The organism is Janthinobacterium sp. SUN118 (assembly GCF_030397695.1).
Classification (GTDB): Bacteria; Pseudomonadota; Gammaproteobacteria; order Burkholderiales; family Burkholderiaceae_D; genus Janthinobacterium.
On record NZ_JAPUBV010000004.1, the window covers coordinates 187520 to 205717 of the forward strand.

At 64.9% G+C, this 18198-nt stretch carries 14 protein-coding genes; 13 read left to right on the plus strand and 1 reads right to left on the minus strand.

The annotated features are described in order from the left end of the window. Positions 1-105: 105 nt before the first annotated feature. The 12 genes from O0880_RS22690 to O0880_RS22745 all read left to right on the plus strand — a co-directional run bounded on the left by O0880_RS22690 (position 106) and on the right by O0880_RS22745 (position 16640). Complete coding sequence (locus O0880_RS22690) at positions 106-1659, plus strand: MFS transporter (RefSeq protein WP_289888906.1); 1554 nt, start codon at positions 106-108, stop codon at positions 1657-1659. Between the two features lie 257 nt (positions 1660-1916). Then, positions 1917-3137, plus strand: a complete 1221-nt coding sequence (locus O0880_RS22695; RefSeq protein WP_289888907.1) for a carbohydrate porin — start codon at positions 1917-1919, stop codon at positions 3135-3137. A gap of 444 nt (positions 3138-3581) precedes the next feature. Continuing rightward, positions 3582-4592 (plus strand): substrate-binding domain-containing protein, encoded by a 1011-nt coding sequence (locus O0880_RS22700; RefSeq protein ID WP_071324312.1) that lies wholly within the window; start codon positions 3582-3584, stop codon positions 4590-4592. 239 nt (positions 4593-4831) lie between these two features. After that, positions 4832-6472: an alpha-amylase family glycosyl hydrolase gene (locus tag O0880_RS22705; RefSeq protein WP_289888909.1), complete on the plus strand. Its 1641-nt coding sequence runs from the start codon at positions 4832-4834 to the stop codon at positions 6470-6472. Positions 6473-6690: 218 nt separating this feature from the next. Continuing rightward, a complete protein-coding gene (ugpC, locus tag O0880_RS22710) occupies positions 6691-7776 on the plus strand; it encodes a sn-glycerol-3-phosphate ABC transporter ATP-binding protein UgpC (RefSeq protein ID WP_071324314.1) in 1086 nt (361 codons plus the stop codon). 101 nt (positions 7777-7877) lie between these two features. Beyond that, the gene (gene malE / locus O0880_RS22715; RefSeq protein ID WP_083411898.1) at positions 7878-9098 is read left to right on the plus strand and encodes a maltose/maltodextrin ABC transporter substrate-binding protein MalE; all 1221 of its coding nucleotides are present in this window, start codon (positions 7878-7880) and stop codon (positions 9096-9098) included. A gap of 141 nt (positions 9099-9239) precedes the next feature. Beyond that, entirely contained in the window at positions 9240-10751 is a 1512-nt protein-coding gene (gene malF / locus O0880_RS22720; protein WP_083411899.1) for a maltose ABC transporter permease MalF, read from the plus strand. Positions 10752-10761: 10 nt separating this feature from the next. Next, positions 10762-11652 (plus strand): maltose ABC transporter permease MalG, encoded by an 891-nt coding sequence (gene malG / locus O0880_RS22725; RefSeq protein ID WP_071324315.1) that lies wholly within the window; start codon positions 10762-10764, stop codon positions 11650-11652. Next, entirely contained in the window at positions 11610-13310 is a 1701-nt protein-coding gene (locus O0880_RS22730) for an alpha-amylase family glycosyl hydrolase (RefSeq protein WP_289888912.1), read from the plus strand. Before malG ends, O0880_RS22730 begins: the two co-directional genes overlap by 43 nt. After that, positions 13307-14218, plus strand: coding sequence for a carbohydrate kinase family protein (locus tag O0880_RS22735; protein WP_289888913.1), 912 nt, complete (start codon positions 13307-13309; stop codon positions 14216-14218). The genes O0880_RS22730 and O0880_RS22735 overlap by 4 nt, the downstream gene beginning before the upstream one ends. Positions 14219-14312: 94 nt before the next feature. Continuing rightward, positions 14313-15599 carry an aminotransferase class I/II-fold pyridoxal phosphate-dependent enzyme gene (locus tag O0880_RS22740; protein ID WP_289888914.1) on the plus strand — a complete coding sequence of 429 codons (1287 nt, stop codon included), beginning with the start codon at positions 14313-14315 and terminating at the stop codon, positions 15597-15599. A 48-nt stretch (positions 15600-15647) separates the two neighbouring features. Next, complete coding sequence (locus O0880_RS22745; RefSeq protein WP_289888916.1) at positions 15648-16640, plus strand: GyrI-like domain-containing protein; 993 nt, start codon at positions 15648-15650, stop codon at positions 16638-16640. Positions 16641-16658: 18 nt separating this feature from the next. Here the strand turns inward: O0880_RS22745 and O0880_RS22750 are convergent, their stop codons facing one another. Further along, the gene (locus O0880_RS22750) at positions 16659-17462 is read right to left on the minus strand and encodes an SDR family oxidoreductase (RefSeq protein ID WP_289888917.1); all 804 of its coding nucleotides are present in this window, start codon (positions 17460-17462) and stop codon (positions 16659-16661) included. Positions 17463-17637: 175 nt separating this feature from the next. Between O0880_RS22750 and O0880_RS22755 the strand changes: the two genes are divergently transcribed. Then, positions 17638-18198 (plus strand): TetR/AcrR family transcriptional regulator, encoded by a 561-nt coding sequence (locus tag O0880_RS22755; RefSeq protein ID WP_289888918.1) that lies wholly within the window; start codon positions 17638-17640, stop codon positions 18196-18198.

Consider the following 18198-nt stretch of genomic DNA (forward strand, 5'->3'; position numbering starts at 1 on the left):
CGCCCCTATTCAGGATTTTTTGTCCGTTATGAGTGGATTTTCAGCCACTTTTTCATTGATTGCGTCCATATTATCATCAGATTCCCTCTTTCTGGAATCACTCCCATGGATACGAATCACCTTGCCGAAGCGGCTGCCCCGCGCCGGCGCGCCCTCGTGCTGGCCGCCGTCTGCCTGGCCGCGCTATGCATGCCGCTCAGTTTTACGGGACCGGCCATCGCCATTCCCGCCATCGCCGCCGAGCTGCACGCCAGCCCCCTGGCGCTGGCGTGGATCACGAATGCCTTCATGCTCAGCTTTGGCGGCTGCCTGATGGTGGCCGGCGCGCTGGCCGACCGCTACGGCCGCAAGCGCGTATTTGTGCTGGGCATGAGCGTGTTTTCCGCCGCCGCGCTGGCGCTGGCGGCTGCGCCCGGCATCCTGCTGCTGGACCTGCTGCGTGCCGCGCAGGGGCTGGGCTGCGCCATGGCCTTGTCCAGCGGCCTGGCGGCGCTGGCGCAGGAATTCGACGGCCCGGCCCGCGCGCGCGCCTTCAGCCTGATCGGCACGGCCTTCGGCGCGGGCCTCGCCTTCGGCCCCTTCCTCGCGGGCGTGCTCATCGCCCGCACGGGCTGGCGCGCCATCTTCCTCGTGGCGGCGGGAGCGGGCCTGATCGCCCTGCTGGCCGCCGCGCACGCCATGCGCGAGTCGCGCGACCCGCAGGCACAGGGCGTGGACTGGCCCGGCGCGCTGACGTTTACGGGCGCGCTGTCGCTGTTTACCTATGGCTTGCTGCAGGCGCCCGATAGCGGCTGGGGCAGCGCCGCCAGCCTGTGCTTGCTCGGCGGCGCGGCCGTGCTGCTGGCCGCCTTCATCCGCGTCGAGCGGCGCGCCGCGCGCCCCATGCTCGACCTGTCGCTGTTCCGCCTGCCCGCCTTTGCCGGCGTGCAATTGCTGGCCGCCGCGCCCGCTTTTTCCTTCGTCGTGCTGCTGGTGCTGCTGCCGGCCCGCTTCATCGGCATCGAAGGCTACAGCGCCTTTGACGCGGGCCGCATGATGATCGCCCTGTCGGCGCCCATGCTGGTGCTGCCTGTCCTGGCCGGCATGGCGGCGCAGCGCATTGCCCCCGCGCGCATCTGCGCCAGCGGCCTGCTGCTGGCGGCAGGCGGCCTGCTGTGGCTATCCGCGTGCGCGCCGGGCGTGCCCGCCGCCACCTTGCTGTACCCGCTGCTGCTGATCGGCTGCGGCATCAGCCTGCCCTGGGGCTTGATGGACGGCCTGGCCATCAGCGTCGTGCCCGTGGAACGGGCCGGCATGGCGGCCGGCATCTTCAATACGACGCGCGTGGCCGGCGAAGGCCTGGCGCTGGCCATCGTCAGCGCCCTGCTGGGCACGCTGACGGCGGCCGCGCTGGCCACTGTGCCCGGCATCGTCCCTGACCAGGCGGCACTGGCGGCGCCGTTCCTGGCGCTGGGCGAGCTGCGCCATGCGGGCCGGTTGTTGCCGCAAGCGGGCGCCGCCGACCTGGCGCAGGCGTACGGCACGGCCTTCCGCCACCTGCTGTATGTGCTGGCAAGCATTACGACAGCCTCGGCCCTGCTGATCCTGGCTTTCCTGCGCCATCCGGCCGATGCGGCGGCCAGCACGGCCGCCGCGCCCGCCTGCAAAGTGCCCAACTAGGCGCCGTCGCCCGGCACGACTCCCCTCCCGCAAGACCCGGCGGCGCCAATGCGCCGCCCCCCCTCCCTGATGCTTCCCCGCAACACCAAGCAGGTTTCAAAGGCATGCCGAGGATTTCAAGGATAAAACGAGTTTACTTATCAAAGCGCTTTGAACTATACTCAAAGCGCTTTGAAACAAAATTAAAGCGCTTTGGTTGTGCAAATTACTGCGCACCGATCCTGCAGTCATAAACCTATAAAAACACTGGAGACACGATGAACAAATTTTTCTTGAAGGCTTTGCCCGCCGCAGTCGTCATGACCTTGAGCGCGTCGGCCGCGCAGGCCGCCCTGCCGATCGACTTCGGCGGCTACATCCGCTCGGGCTTCGGCACCAGCAGCGAAGGCGGCAAGGAAGCCTGTTTCGGCCTGGCCGGCGCCTCGTCCAAGTATCGCCTGGGCAATGAGTGCGAAACCTACGGCGAGCTGAAATTCGGCGGCGAAGCTTTCAAGGCGGCCAACGGCACCACCTTCCGCATCAATACCCTGGTGGCGTTTTCCGTCAACCAGAACCAGGACTGGGAACAAGCGGACCCGGCCTGGCGCGAAATGAACGTGGTAGCCGACAAGATCGGCACGGGCGCCTTCGCCGAGGCGCGCGCCTGGGTCGGCAAGCGCTATTACGACCGCCAGGACGTGCACATCACCGATTACTACTTCTGGAACAACAGCGGTCCGGGCGCCGGCCTGGAAAACATCGACCTGGGCATGGCCAAGCTGGCCTACGCCGTCGTGCGCACGGCCGATGACGGCGACAGCAAGCGCATGGGCCTGTCCCACGACCTGCGCTTCTCCGGCATCAAGGTCAACCCCGATGGCGAACTGACGCTGGGCGTGCAATACAACCAGAAACGCAACGCGGACGGTGCCGCGCCGATTGCCAGCGGCCATTTGCTGACCATCATGCATACGCAAGGCAATCTGCTGGGCGGCTACAACAAGGTGGCTTTGCAGTTCGGCAAGGGCAGCGGCGCCAACACGGGCGGCCTCAGCCTGGGCGCCGGCAAGGATGACAAGGTCGTGCGCCTGACGGAACAGCTGATGATCCAGCCGAAAGGCGCCTGGTCGGGCATGGCGACGTTTGTCTATGAAGACAAGGAAACGGCGGGCGTCAGCAGCAAATGGACGTCGATCGGCGCGCGTCCCGTCTACCACTTCACGGACAACTACAGCCTGGCCGTGGAACTGGGCCACGACATCGTCAAGCCGGAAGGTGACAAGACGCGCAACCTGACCAAGCTGACCATCGCGCCGCAACTGTCGGCCGGCAACAGCTTCTGGTCGCGCCCCGTGCTGCGCGCCTTCTACACCTACGCCAAATGGAACAAGGCGGCCCAGTCCGCGGCCGCGGCGGAAACGGCGCTGTCGTCGACGGGCGTGTTTGGCGGCAAGACCAATGGCAGCACGGTCGGCGTCCAGGTCGAAAGCTGGTGGTAAGAGCATCTGAAAAACGTCCATGGCGGCGTAGCAAGGGTTTGCCGTACTAGCGTACTGTCTGCACCCTTGCGCCTGGCCCTGAACGTTTTGTCAGACGCTCTTTGTTCAGAGGCCTCAAACACAGGCTGGCGCCTGCGGGCGCCTGCCAGTGGCAGCAACACCGCCCGCTTTCAAAGGGGCAGGCAGGAACCGGATGCACCAGCGCGCCGCTGCACGCGATGGCCGGCAGCTTCAATGTAGTGATTCAGCAGTATCCTCTTTTAGCGCGGGCGCCCCTGGGTTTGCCCGCGTATTTTTTTGGGCGCTGCCGCCGGCCGTCACGACCCTGATCATTCCGGCATTTATCAGATAAACTACCCGTCATCGCACCGCACCGCCTCCGCCCACCGGCAGGATGCCGGCAGCGGCAAGACTCACCCAGGATAGACCCCGACTGCAGCATCCATGAACCTCAAAAATCTCGCCAAAACGCTAGGAATTTCCGAAACCACCGTCAGCCGCGCCTTGAATGGCTATCCGGAAGTGAGCGAACGCACGCGCGAACGGGTGCTGGCCGCCGCGCAGGCGGCCGGCTACCGCCCCAATCCCATGGCCCGCAGCCTGGCCGTGGGACGCACCAACATCGTCGGCATCATCTACCCGCTGATGCCGAACGACCTGGCCGACCCCATGTTCATCGAGATCGTGGGCGGCATGTCGGAAGCGCTGGAAGCGCAGCAGATGGACATGATGATCGCGCCGGCGTCGGCCAACAACGAATTCCACACCTATGAACGCATGGTCAAGGGGCGCCGCATCGACGGCCTGGTGGTCGGACGGACAAAGCCGTTCGACGAGCGCATCGCCTACCTGGCGCAGCAGGGCATGCCCTTCGTCGCCCATGGCCGCACGCAGCTGAACCAGCCGCACGCCTGGTTCGACTACGACAATGAAGCCGGCATGCGCCTGGCCGTCGAGCGCCTGGCGTCGCTGGGCCACCAGCGCATCGGCCTGATCAGCGCCACGCCGGACCTGAACTTCGTGCGCCAGCGCGTCGACAGTTTCCAGGCAGCGATGCAGGCGGGCGGCCTGGCCGTCGATCCCGACAACCTGGTCGACAACGCGCACGACCGCCGCGCCGGCTACCAGGCCATGCAGCGCCTGCTGGCCCGCTCGCCCCGCCCTACCGCCGTCATCGTCGACAACCACATGTCGGGCGTGGGCGCCGTGCGCGCGCTGCTCGACGCGGGCATCGCCATCGGCCGCGACATGTCGCTGATCGTCTGGGGCGTGATGGAGGATTCGCTGGCCGGCCACAACGTCACCACCGTCGTCCAGCCCGACCCGCGCGGCGCCGGCGCGAAGATGATCCACATGCTGCTGGCCCTGATGGACGGCACGCCCGCCACCGAGCTGCAGGAACTGTGGCCGTGCGAACTGCTGCCGGGCGAGTCGGCCGGGCCCGTGCCGAACTAGGCGTTTTCCGCCCTCCCACACCGCCGGCCGCCTGGCCGGCGGCGCCGCCATCGCTTCCTGAATTACCCCCATAAAAAAATCGTATGTCTGTATCGTGTATCGCTTTACTTTTCAAAGCGCTTTGGACTATACTCATTTCACACCCAAAGCGCTTTGAATTCTAAAATAAGACGATCACCGACCAACCAGCAGCGCGCGCCCTGATAGCTGACGCTACAGGCACTTTTAAGAAATCATTCATGCCTACCATCCAGAACAATCTCGCCCACCTGCCAGCCGACTGGTGGCGCAGCGCCGTCATCTACCAGGTCTATCCACGCAGCTTCCTCGACAGCAATGGCGACGGCATCGGCGACTTGCCTGGCATCACCTCGAAACTCGACTACATCGCCGCCCTGGGCGCCGACATCGTCTGGATCTCGCCCTTCTTCACGTCGCCGATGAAGGACTTCGGCTACGACGTGGCCGATTTCTGCGACGTCGACCCCATGTTTGGCACCCTGGCCGATTTCGACCGCCTGGTGGCGCGCGCCCATGAACTGGGCCTGAAAGTGATGATCGACCAGGTGCTGTCGCACTCGTCCGACAACCACCCGTGGTTCGTGGAAAGCCGCTCCAGCCGCGACAACCCGAAAGCCGACTGGTATGTGTGGGCCGACCAGAAACCCGATGGCACGGTGCCCAACAACTGGCTGTCCGTGTTTGGCGGCTCGGCCTGGCAATGGGAGCCGCGCCGCGGCCAGTACTATCTGCACGACTTCCTCGCCAGCCAGCCCGACCTGAACTTCCACAACCAGGCCGTGCAGCAGGCGCAGCTGGACAACCTGCGTTTCTGGCTGGAGCGCGGCGTCGACGGTTTCCGCTTCGACTCCTGCAACTTCCCGTATCACGACCAGCAGCTGCGCAATAATCCGCCCGCCGCGCAGCGCGACGCCAGCAGCGTATCGGCCATCAACCCGTACGGCATGCAGTCGCATGTGTACGACAAGACGCAGCCGGAAAACATCGCCTACCTGCAGCGCGTGCGCGCCATACTGGACGAATATCAAGCCATTTCCATCGGCGAAGTCGGCGACGACAATGCGCTGGCGACCATGGCCGCCTACACCACGGGCGGCGACAAGCTGCACATGGCCTACAGCTTCAACTTGCTGACGGCGGAGTTTTCGGCCGCGCATATCCGCACGCAGGTCGAAGAGTTCGAGGCGAAAGTGGCCGACGGCTGGGCATCCTGGTCCGTGGGCAACCACGACAGCGTGCGCGTCATGACGCGCTGGGGCGGCGAGCAGCCGTCGCCATCCTTGGCCAAGATGGTGCTGGCCGTGCAGGCCGCGCTGAAAGGCACGCCGTGCCTGTACCAGGGCGACGAGCTGGCCCTGACGGAAGCGGACCTGCCCTTCGAAGCCCTGCAAGACCCGTACGGCATCCCGTTCTGGCCCCAGTTCAAGGGCCGCGATGGCTGCCGCACGCCGATGCCATGGGTGGCCGATGCGCCGCACGGCGGCTTCAGCGAAGCGAAACCCTGGCTGCCCGTGCCGCCCGAGCACCTGCAGCGCGCCGTCGACGTGGAAGAACGCGACGCCGCCTCGCCGCTGCGTTTCGCGCAAGCCATCCTCGCCTGGCGCCGCACGCAGCCGCAATTGCTGCGCGGCGAGATCGCCTTCTTCGACGCGCCGGAACCCGTGCTGGCTTTCCGCCGCGACCTGGCAGGTCACCCATCCGTGCTGGCCGCCTTCAACCTGGGTACGGACGCCGTCACGTTCACCTGGCCAGATGCCGCGCAAGCGGCCGGCCTGGCGGGCCACGGCTTGCCCGGCAACAAGCAAGGCAGCCAGATCGCCCTGCCCGCGCATGGCGGCTGGTTCGGCACGCTGGCGTAAATCGCAGGCTTTGGCGGCCATGCCGCCAATTACAATAACGAGCCCCGCGCATCAGCGGGGACGAACAACAGAGTATCAGTGCTTGGCAAGATCGTCGCGGGCGGATGAAAGTTGTGGCTGAGAAGCGCAGCTGTGCGAATGCACAGCGAGCATCGCCAGCCGCAGATGTCGACGCGCAATAGATTGGGCCAGGCACATTCAGTGAGAATGAGGACGACATGGCTGGACTGAAATTGGCAGGACTGAAGAAAGCGTATGGCGACGTGCAAACCCTGCACGGCATCGACCTGGAGATCGCCGACGGCGAATTCATGGTCTTCGTGGGGCCATCGGGTTGCGGCAAGTCCACCTTACTGCGCAGTATCTGTGGCCTCGAGGAAATCAGCGGCGGCGATTTATTCATCGGCAAGACCCGCATGAACGACGTCCCCCCTGCCAAGCGCGGCATCGCCATGGTATTCCAGAGCTATGCGCTGTACCCGCACATGAGCGTGGCGCAAAACATGGCCTTCGGCCTGAAACTGGCCGGCATGAACAAGGTGCAGATCGCCGACGCCGTGCAGCGCGCCGCGCAGATCCTGCGCATCGAGCCTTTGCTGGAACGCAAGCCCAAGGATCTGTCGGGCGGCCAGCGCCAGCGCGTGGCCATCGGCCGCGCCATCGTGCGCAAGCCCGACGTCTTCCTGTTCGACGAACCGCTGTCCAACCTCGACGCCTCGCTGCGCGTGCAGATGCGCATCGAACTGGCGAACCTGCACCGCGAATTGCGCTCGACCATGATCTACGTCACGCATGACCAGGTCGAGGCGATGACCCTGGCCGACCGCATCGTCGTGCTCAACGCGGGCCGCATCGAACAGGTGGGCGCACCGCTCGAGCTGTACCACCACCCCGCCAACCTGTTCGTCGCCGGCTTCCTCGGTTCGCCGCGCATGAATTTCCTCAAAGGCAAGATCCACAGCTATGCGGACGGCGTGGCCATGATCGCCACGACGGCCGGCGGCATGCTGCAGGCGGCGCTCAGGCAGCCGCTGGCCAGCGGCACCCCCGTCACCATCGGCGCGCGGCCCGAGCACGTGCAGGCATGCGCGCCCGGCGCCGCGTCCGCCATCACGGCCAGCGTGCAGGCGGTGGAAAAACTGGGCGACATCAGCTACCTGTATGTGCAGGTGCCTGGCGGCGACGAGCCTCTGGTGGTGCGCGCCGACGCGGAAACGGACTGGGCCATCGGCCAGCAGGTGGCGCTGCAAGTGGCCCCGGCCCGCGTCCACGTGTTCGACGAGCACGGCCAGACCCGTACCTGACGCCTTGAATTTTGCGGGCCAGGCGCTACAGGCGCCGCCTGGCCTGGTTACATGGGTTCAGCCTTGATACACACCTCATAAAAATACAACTGGAGATCGACATGTCCATCACCCACCCGAAACGCAGCTTTATCAAAACCACCCTGATCGCCGCCGCCCTGGCCGGCATCGGCAACCTGGCCGCCGTCGGCATGGCCAATGCAGCCGAAGCGGGCACCCTCCTGATCTGGATCAATGGCGACAAGGGCTACAAGGGCCTGGCCAAGGTTGGCGAGGAATTCACCAAGAAGACGGGCGTCAAGGTCGTCGTCGAGCACCCGGAAGATGCGCCGAACAAATTCCAGCAGGCGGCCGCCGCCGGCAAGGGTCCGGACATCTGGATCTGGCCGCATGACCGCATCGGCACCTGGATCGACGCCGGCCTGCTGCAGCCATTGACGCCAAGCAAGGAAGCGCGCGCCGCCATCCTGCCGCTGGCGTGGAACGCGTTTACGGTCGGCGGCAAGACCTGGGGCTACCCGATGTCGATCGAGGCCGTCGCCCTCGTCTACAACAAGGACCTGGTGCCGAATCCGCCGAAAACCTTCGAGGAAATCGCCGCGCTGGACAAGAAACTGACGGGCCAGGGCAAGAAAGCCATCCTGTGGGACTACACCAACACCTATTTCACGTGGCCGCTGCTGGGCGCGGGCGGCGGCTTCCCGTTTGAAGTCAAGGGCGACGGCCGCTACGATGCGGCCAAGACGGGCGTCAACAACGCCGGTTCGCAGGCGGGCGTGAATGCGCTGATGGCCCTGATCAACAGCGGCGCCATGCCGAAGGGCGCCGGCTACGCCGAGATGGAAGCCGGCTTCAACCAGGGCAAGATCGCCATGATGATCAACGGTCCATGGTCGTGGGACAATGCGCGCAAGTCGAAGATCAACTTCGGCGTGGCAACGATTCCTACCGTGGCAGGCAAGACGGCCACGCCGTTCGTGGGCGTGCTGGGCGCGATGATTTCGAAAGCCAGCCCGAACAAGGACCTGGCGACGGAATTCCTGGAAAACCAGATGCTGCAGATCAATGGCCTGAAAACCATCAATGCCGACGTCCCGCTGGGCACGCCAGCGAACAAGGTGCTGTTCGCGGAGTTGAAATCGAACCCGAACATCCAGGCCACGATGGAAAGCGCGCAGGCGGGCCGCCCGATGCCGAACAACCCGGAAATGGGCCGCTTCTGGTCATCGATGCAATCGGCGCTGGAAAACATCACGCAGGGCCGCCAGAGCACCAAGGAAGGCCTGGACGCGGCGGCGAAGCGGATCACGACCGCCAATTAAGCAGGTCAAGGCGTAGGTCGGATTAGGCCCGAAGGGCCGTAATCCGACACCAGCAGCCAACAATGTTGTCGGATTACGCAGCATAGCCGCCAATCCGACCTACGCCATCTCGTATCACTCCATCTTCACAGGTATCCCATCGTGCGCAAGTTTATCGGCCCTACGGTATTGACCATCAGCATGGCGCTGGGTCTGTATCTGCTCTTCATGTTGTACATCTCCGGCCAGACCATGCTGGCCGCCGTCTTCCTCGGCTTGCTGACCCTGACGACATTCGTCTTCACGTCGCCGCGCGCCTACGCCTACCGCTACCTGTTTCCCGGCATCACGGCGGTGATCGTCTTCGTGCTGCTGCCGCTCGTGTACACGGTGTCGATCGGCTTTACCAATTTCAGCTCGCGCAACCTGCTCACCTATGAACGGGCCACGCAATACCTGCTCGACGAGACGCAGCGCGTGGAAAGCACCGGCTATGCGCTGACCGTGCATCGCGAAGACAAGGAATACCGGCTGCGCCTGGAAAGCCCGGACACGGGCGAAGTGCTGCTGACGCCGCCGCTGGCCCTGAAGAGCGCCGTGCCCCTGAAAGTGGAAGTGGCGCCGCTCGATCCCGTGCAGGCGCCCGTGCTGGCTGCGCCGCTGCCCATCAAGGACATCATCGCCCTGCAAAAGGACTTGAAGCTGCTGACCCTGGTCATGCCGAACAGGATAGAGCTGCGCATGGTGGGCTTGCGCGAATTCGGCCCCGTCGCGCACGTCTACAAGCAATTGCCGGACAAGACCCTGAAGAAGATCGCCACGGGCGAACTGGTCAAGCCGAACTTCAAGACGGGGTTCTATGAAATGCCGGACGGCACGAAACTGGAGCCGGGCTTCAAGGTCAACGTCGGTTTCGCCAATTTCGTGAAAATCTTCTCCGATGAAGCCTTCCGCGGCCCCTTCCTGCGCATTTTCGTCTGGACCATCGTCTTCGCCCTGATCAGCGTGGCCACCACGACGGGCCTGGGCATGGTCTTGGCCGTCCTGCTGAACTGGGATGCGCTGCGCTTCCGCGGCCTGTACCGCACCCTGCTGTTCCTGCCGTACGCCGTGCCCGGCTTCATTTCCATCCTCGTCTTCAAGGGCTTGTTCAACAACAACTTTGGCGAGATCAACCTCGTGCTCGACGCCCTGTTCGGCATCAAGCCCGCCTGGTTTTCGGACACCACGCTGGCCAAGGCGATGATCCTGATCGTCAACACCTGGCTCGGCTACCCCTACATGATGGTGGTGTGCATGGGCCTGATCAAGGCGATCCCGTCGGACCTGTACGAAGCCTCGGCCCTGGCCGGCGCGGGACCGCTGACGAATTTCTTCAAGATCACCCTGCCGCTGATCATCAAGCCGCTGACGCCGCTGATGGTGGCCAGCCTGGGCTTCAATTTCAACAATTTTGTACTGATCAGCTTGCTGACGGGCGGACGTCCCGATTTCCTCGACACGACCCTGCCGGCCGGCACGACGGACTTGCTGGTGTCGTATACCTACCGCATCGCGTTCGAGGATTCGGGCCAGAACTTCGGCCTGGCCGCCGCCATCTCGACCCTGATCTTCTTCCTCGTGGCCGCGATTTCGCTGGTCAACATGCGCCTGACGCGCATGAACAAAGCATAAAGGACAGACCATGGCTATCGTTGTCGACCGTTCCAACCGCTGGCGCATCCTGGCGGCCCATGCCGCCGTGATCGCGCTGATCGCGCTGGTGATGTTCCCCTTCCTGATGATACTGTCGATCTCGCTGCGGCCCGGCAATTTCGCCTCTGGCAGCCTGATCCCGCCCGAAATCAGCTTCGAACACTGGCGCCTGGCGCTGGGCATGTCTTACCAGGCCGCCAACGGCGCCCTGGTCGAGCCGGACTTCCCCGTCCTGCTGTGGCTATGGAATTCCATCAAGGTGGCCACCATGAGCGCCACCGTCACCGTGCTGCTGTCGACCACCTGCGCGTATGCGTTCGCGCGCATGCAGTTCCGCTTCAAGTCGCAGACCCTGTCCGCGCTGATGCTGCTGCAGATGTTCCCCGCCGTGCTGGCCCTGGTGGCCATCTACGCCATCTTCGACTTGCTGGGCAGCTATGTGCCGTGGCTGGGCATCGACCACCACGGCAGCCTGGTGCTGGCCTACACGGGCGGCATCGCCATGCATATCTGGACCATCAAGGGCTATTACCAGACCATCCCCATCGAAATCGAGGAAGCGGCCAAGGTCGACGGCGCCACGCAGTGGCAAGCCTTCGTCTACGTGCTGCTGCCGATGACGGTGCCCATTCTGATGGTGGTGTTCCTGCTGTCGTTCATCGGCGCCATCATCGAATACCCGATCGCTTCCGTGCTGCTGCACGAGCAGAACAACCTGACCCTGGCCGTCGGCTCGAAACTGTTCCTGTACGAGCAAAAATACCTGTGGGGCGACTTCGCGGCGGCGGCCATCCTGTCCGGCTTGCCGATCACGGCCGTCTTCCTGCTGGCGCAAAAATGGATGATCTCCGGCCTGACGGCTGGCGGCGTGAAAGGCTGACCATGCGGCGCACCCTGACTACGCTGGCCGCTCTGCTTGTGTGCGCTTCGGCGCAGGCAGGGAAGCAGGTTTCAGCAACACTCTCCGACAACCCCATCGTCTATTTTGCCGTGACGGACCGTTTCGCCAACGGCAATCCCGGCAACGACCACAGCTATGGCCGCGCCGCCGATCCCGAGGGCGGCAATATCGGCAGCTTTCACGGCGGCGACATCGCCGGCCTGACGCAGCAGCTGAAGGCCGGCTACTTCAAGGAGCTGGGCGTCAACGCCCTGTGGATCACGGCGCCCTACGAACAGATCCACGGCTGGGTGGTGGGCGGCAAGCAGCAATTCCGGCACTATGCCTACCATGGCTACTGGGCCCTCGACTACACCACCATGGACGCCAACATGGGCACGCGCGAGGAATTGCGCGAGATGATAGCCACGGCGCACGCGCAAGGCATCCGCGTGCTGTTCGACGTCGTGCTCAATCATCCAGGCTACGCGGACCTGCGCACCCTGGCGCAGTACAAGGTGCCCGTGCTGTGGCCCGGCCACGAAACAGCCACCTTGCGCGATTATCACAGCTACATCGACTATAACAACTTCGAATTCACACAATGGTGGGGCCCGGACTGGGTGCGCGCCGGCCTGCCCGGCTACCCCGACGGCGGCCAGGACGATTTCACCATGCAGCTGGCCTACCTGCCCGACTTCCGCACGGAGAGCGGCAAGGCCGTGGGCCTGCCGCCGATTTTGCAACGCAAGGCGGATACGCGCGCCGTGGCCCTGCCCGGCGCCAGCGTGCGCGACTACCTCGTCCACTGGCTGGCCGACTGGGTGCGCGAATTCGGCGTCGATGGCTTTCGCGCCGACACCGTCAAGCACGTGGAGCCGGCCAGCTGGCTGGCCCTGCGCGCGGCCGCCACCGATGCGCTGGCCGACTGGAAGGCGCGCCACCCTGAACAGAAGATCGACGACGCGCCGTTCTGGATGACGGGCGAAGCGTGGGGCCATGGTCCCGAGCGCAGCGGCTGGCACGACGCGGGTTTCGACTCGATGATCAATTTCGACTTTCAACACCGCGCCGGCGGCGACTGGAAAACGCTCGATGGCGTCTACCGCCAGTACGCGGGCTTGCTGGGCAAGCGCATAGGCAATGAACCCCGCCACGACATCCTGTCGTACATCTCGTCGCACGACACCAGCCTGTTCCCGCGCGAGCAGTTGAAACACGGCTTGTCCGCCCTGCTGCTGGCGCCCGGCGGCGTGCAGCTGTTCTACGGCGATGAAAGCGGCCGCCAGCCTGGCGCGGCGCCCATCGGCGACGAACAGCAGGCGACGCGGTCAAGCATGAACTGGACTTCGCCCGATGCGGCCACCCTGGCGCATGCGCGCAAGCTGGGCCAGTTCCGTTTGCGCCATCCGGCGCTGGCGCGCGGCGAACACCGCTTCATCAACGACAAGCCATACGCGTTCGCCCGCGTGACGCAGGACGATGCCGTCATCGCCGTGCCGGAGGCGCAAGGCGCCATCGACCTGAAGGTGCACGGCGTGTTCGCCGACGGCGCCCTGCTGCGCGACGCTTACACCAATCAAACCTACATCGTCAAAGATGGCGCCGTCGCGGTGAACGCGGGCGGCACCGTCCTGCTGGAGAAAACTGCACCATGAGTACCTACGATATCTTAGTGGTCGGCGGTGCCGGCATCGACACCATCGTGCGCGTCCCCGACCTGCAACTGCCGGTGGCCGATTCCGTGCACGTGCCGCCCATTCTCGACTACGTGGCGCACACGGGCAATGGCGTGGCGCTCGGCTGCCATGCCCTGGGCTTGCGCTGCAAGTTCATCGATTTCATCGGCACCGATGCGCAGGGCGCGGCGATTGTGCAGCGTTACAAGGAAGCCAAGCTCGATTTCTCGCACATCGTCGAGCCGTCCGGCACGCGGCGCAGCGTCAACCTGGTCGACCCGCAAGGGCGCCGGATGTCGCTGTACGACGGCCGCCATCCGGCAGACCTGCGCATGCCCGCCGCGTTTTACCTGCCCTACCTGGGTCCCGCGCGCCACGCGCACTTTTCCATCATGGAGTGGGTGGCCGATCTGTTTGACGACGCGCGCGTGTGCGGCACCACCGTGTCGACCGATTTGCACGACTGGGATGGCGTCAATCCGCACCACAGGACTTTCGCGCTGCGCGCCGACCTGGTCTTCCTCAGCACGGCCGCGCTGGGCGCGCGCACGGAGTCCGTCATGCGCGCAATAGTCTTGGCCGGCCGCGCGCAGGCCGTGATCGCCATGGCGGGCGCCGACGGCGCCTACCTGCTGGAGCGCGGCAGCGACGAGGTCCGCCACTTCCCGTGCGCGCAACTGGACTTGCCCGTGGTCGACACGAATGGCGCCGGCGACTCGTTCGTCGCCGCCTTCCTGCAGGCGTGGCTCGATGGTGCGGGCATGGACGCCGCCATGCGCCGTGGCGCCATCGCCGGCGCGTTTGCCTGCGCCCAGCATGGCACGCATGAACGTTTCATCGGACTGGCGGAGCTGCATGACTTATATCAAGACCGCACTAGCTTATGACTTAATATTCTATCAAGCGTGATAGCTTGGCAAGTGGCTCATGGCACAATGGCTGCGGATTTCACCACCGCATACCATAGCAACCGGAGACACCATGAGAATCGAAACCCTGGCCGTGCATGCCGGCTACACCCCAGACCCCACCACCAAGGCGGCCGCCGTTCCCATCTACCAGACGGTGGCCTACGCCTTCGACAACGCCCAGCATGGCGCCGACCTGTTCGACCTGAAGGTGGCCGGCAATATCTACACGCGCATCATGAACCCGACGCAGGACGTGCTGGAAAAGCGGGTCGCGGCGCTCGAAGGCGGCGTCGCCGCGCTGGCCGTCGCTTCGGGCATGGCGGCCATTACCTACGCGATCCAGACCATCGCCGAAGCGGGCGACAATTTCATCTCCGCCAGCCAGCTGTATGGCGGCACCTACAACCTGTTTGCCCACACCCTGCCGCAGATCGGCATCGAGGTGCGCTTCGCCGATGCGCGCCAGCCCGAGACCTTCGCCGCGCTGATCGACGCGCGCACCAAGGCCATCTTCTGCGAATCGATCGGCAACCCGCTGGGCAACGTCACCGATGTGGCCAAGCTGGCCGAGATCGCGCACGCGCACGGCATCCCGCTGATCGTCGATAACACGGTGCCCAGCCCCTACCTGTTCCGTCCCATCGAGCATGGCGCCGACATCGTCGTCCACTCGCTGACCAAATACCTGGGCGGCCACGGCACCACCGTGGGCGGCGCCATCGTCGACAGCGGCAAGTTCCCGTGGGCCGAGCACAAGGAGCGCTACAAGCGCCTGAACGAGCCGGACGTGTCCTACCACGGCGTGGTCTACACGGAAGCGTTCGGCCCCGCCGCCTTCATCGGCCGCGCGCGCGTCGTCCCGCTGCGCAATATGGGCGCCGCCATCTCGCCGCTGAGCGCCTTCCAGCTGATCCAGGGCATCGAGACGCTGGCCCTGCGCATGGATCGCATCTGCGACAACACCCTGGCTCTGGCCAGGCACCTGAAAAACCATCCGAAAGTCGCGTGGGTCAATTACGCGGGCCTGGAAGACCACCCTGACCACGCCCTGGTGCGCAAATACATGAACGGCCGCGCCTCGGGCATCCTGTCCTTCGGCCTGAAGCTGGCGGCTGGTGAAGACCCACGCGCGGCCGGCGCCCGCGTGCTCGACGCCCTGCAGCTGTTCACGCGCCTGGTCAACATCGGCGACGCCAAGTCGCTGGCCACGCACCCGGCCTCCACCACGCACCGCCAGCTCAATCCCGAAGAACTGGCCAAGGCGGGCGTGTCGGAAGACATGCTGCGCCTGTCCGTCGGCATCGAGCATATCGACGATTTGCGCGAAGACCTGGAGCAGGCCTTGAACGCGGCCTGAGGCCTTTTTCAAGCCGCAGCGAGGGGAGTTCATGCCATAATCGGCCGCATGTCCTCCCCTCCTACTCCCCCTGTGCAGCCGGCGTCCGGCCAGTTCCGCGCCGAGTACGCGCGGCGCATGAACGCCGTGCTCGACCATATCGACCGCCACCTGGACACGCCGCTGGACCTGGCGCAGCTGGCCGACGTCGCGCATTTTTCCCGCTTCCATTTCCACCGCGTGTTTGCCGCCTGGATGGGCGAAACGCTGGGCGACTATGCGCGCCGCCGGCGCCTGGAAACTGCCGCCTTGCGGCTCGCCTGCCGCCCCGGCGAAGCGATACTGGACATCGCGCTGGCGACGGGCTTCGGCTCCGGCGAAGCGTTCGCGCGCGCCTTCAAGCTGAAGTTCGGCTGCACGCCGACGGCCTGGCGCGCCGGCGTCGCCGCGAAAAACGCTGCCATGCTCGCGGCCATGCGCCAGCGCCGGCAAGATAGCAATCCTGATCAGGCCTTGCGCAATGCCGGTCAGGAAAACGGGCCGGACTTCCAGCACCATGGGCACTCCAATTCACTTTACAGAGAGAGTCCCATGCAAGTCACCATCCTCGACCTGCCGCCCGCCACCGTGGCATGCCAGCGCCATATCGGCCCTTACGGTCCCGCCATCGGCGCCTTCTGGCGCGACACCGTCGCGCCATGGATGCAATCGCACGGCCTGGGCGACGCGACCTGCTACGGCATCGGCCATGACGATCCCAGCCTCACGCCGCCGGACAAATGCCGCTACGACGCCTGCGTCGCCGTGCCCGACTCTTTCCAGTCAGGCGGCAGGGCCAGCATCACCACCCTGCCGGGCGGACGCTATGCGGTGGCGCAATTCAAGGGACCGTCCAGCGCCATCGCCGAAGCGTGGACGCGCATGGCCCGCGAATGGATGCCGGCCAGCGGCCTGCAATGGGATGAGCGCCCCTGCTTCGAGCGCTTTTCCGCCGCCACGGCGCTGGACCCGGCCACCGGCGAATTCTCTTGCGAGATCTGCATCCCCGTGCGGCCGCTGTAGCTTCCGCTGCCGCAGGTATCAGCCCGCGATGGCATAGCGCGATGCCGGCTTGCCGCGCATCGCGCCCGCGAACAGGGCCAGGCGGGCCGCGTCAAACTGCTCCCACAGTTCCTTGTCTTCCACGGAGGGCAAGGTCACCAGCTCGCCCTGGTCGAGGCCCGCCAGCGCCGCGTCGACGCAGTCTTCCGCGCGCATGATGGTGGCCTGGTCCAGCTGCGCCAGCGGCACGCCGCTCAATTCCCAGATTTCCGTCGCCGTCGAGGCAGGCAGCACCAGCTGCACCACGATGCCCGTGCCGGCCAGTTCCTGCTGCAGGCCGCGCGTGAAATTCATCACATAGCCCTTGGTGGCGCTGTAGATCGTGCTGACAGGCAAAATATGGAAAGACAGCACGGAGCCGATATTGATGATGGTGCCGCTGTTGCGCAGCTTGAATTGCGGTAGCACGGCATAGCTCAGCTCCGCCACGGCCGTCACGTTGACCTTGTCCATGGCGGCGATCCCCGCTTTCGGGGTATCGAGTACCGGCGCCAGGGTCGAGGCGCCCGCATTATTCACCAGCATGGTGATGGCTGGATTGGTGGCCAGTTCATCGGCCACGCGCTGCAGGTCGGCCGGCGCGGACAAATCGGCCGCCATGGCGCGCACGGCCACGCCGTATTTTTCCGCCAGCGATTTGGCCAGCACGCCCAGGCGCTCGACCCGGCGCGCCACGAGGATCAAATCAAAGCCGCGGCTGGCCAGGCGGTCCGCATACACGGCGCCCAGGCCCGACGAGGCGCCGGTGACGAGGGCCGTGCCTTGTGTATTGACTGTACTCATGATGATTCCTTTGCATTGTAAGTTTCGGTGGATGGTTTTTCGACATGATGCGTCAAACATGACAGCTATCATGCTTTGTTGCGGCATCAAACATGACGATCATCATGCTCAATGTCGCAATCATGACGAGCATCATGTATGATGTCAACAGAAATTATCTTTACCGGAGCACACCATGCGATATCCAGCGGCCGAGACGGCGGAAAAACACCAGCGCATCCTGACGGAAGCGGCACGCCTGTTCCGCGAACAGGGCTTTGACGGCGTCAGCGTGGGACAGATCATGAAGGCGACGGGACTCACGCATGGTCCCTTCTACAACCATTTCGCCTCGAAGGAAGCGCTGATGGCGGAAAGCACCCTGCACGGCTCGGCCCATTCGCGCGCCGCGCTCGATGCGGCCACGGCCAGCCCGGATGCGATGCGCCAGTATGTGCGCGATTATGTGAGCGCGGCCCACCGCGATGCGCCCGGCAATGGCTGCCTGCTGGCCGCGCTGGCCGGCGACGTGCGCAAGCAGCCGGCCGTGCGCCCCGCCTTCACCTTCCACCTGAAAACCATCATCGGCAAGCTGGCCACGCATTTCCCGTGGCAGAAAAGGCGCAATCCGCGCCAGGACGCCATCGTCATGCTGTCGGCCATGGTGGGCGCCGTGGCGCTGGCGCGCGCCGTCGATGATGAAGCGTTTTCAGATGAGATCCTGGCTGCGGTAAGCGCTGCGTGCGCAGAGGCGTAG

Coding starts and splice junctions, on each gene's coding strand:
- O0880_RS22700 (WP_071324312.1), top strand. CDS start 3,582: ATGAACCTCAAAAATCTCGCCAAAACGCTAGGAATTTCCGAAACCACC.
- O0880_RS22695 (WP_289888907.1), top strand. CDS start 1,917: ATGAACAAATTTTTCTTGAAGGCTTTGCCCGCCGCAGTCGTCATGACC.
- O0880_RS22730 (WP_289888912.1), top strand. CDS start 11,610: ATGGATGATCTCCGGCCTGACGGCTGGCGGCGTGAAAGGCTGACCATG.
- ugpC (WP_071324314.1), top strand. CDS start 6,691: ATGGCTGGACTGAAATTGGCAGGACTGAAGAAAGCGTATGGCGACGTG.
- O0880_RS22755 (WP_289888918.1), top strand. CDS start 17,638: ATGCGATATCCAGCGGCCGAGACGGCGGAAAAACACCAGCGCATCCTG.
- O0880_RS22750 (WP_289888917.1), bottom strand. CDS start 17,462: ATGAGTACAGTCAATACACAAGGCACGGCCCTCGTCACCGGCGCCTCG.
- O0880_RS22735 (WP_289888913.1), top strand. CDS start 13,307: ATGAGTACCTACGATATCTTAGTGGTCGGCGGTGCCGGCATCGACACC.
- malE (WP_083411898.1), top strand. CDS start 7,878: ATGTCCATCACCCACCCGAAACGCAGCTTTATCAAAACCACCCTGATC.
- O0880_RS22740 (WP_289888914.1), top strand. CDS start 14,313: ATGAGAATCGAAACCCTGGCCGTGCATGCCGGCTACACCCCAGACCCC.
- O0880_RS22705 (WP_289888909.1), top strand. CDS start 4,832: ATGCCTACCATCCAGAACAATCTCGCCCACCTGCCAGCCGACTGGTGG.
- malG (WP_071324315.1), top strand. CDS start 10,762: ATGGCTATCGTTGTCGACCGTTCCAACCGCTGGCGCATCCTGGCGGCC.
- O0880_RS22745 (WP_289888916.1), top strand. CDS start 15,648: ATGTCCTCCCCTCCTACTCCCCCTGTGCAGCCGGCGTCCGGCCAGTTC.
- O0880_RS22690 (WP_289888906.1), top strand. CDS start 106: ATGGATACGAATCACCTTGCCGAAGCGGCTGCCCCGCGCCGGCGCGCC.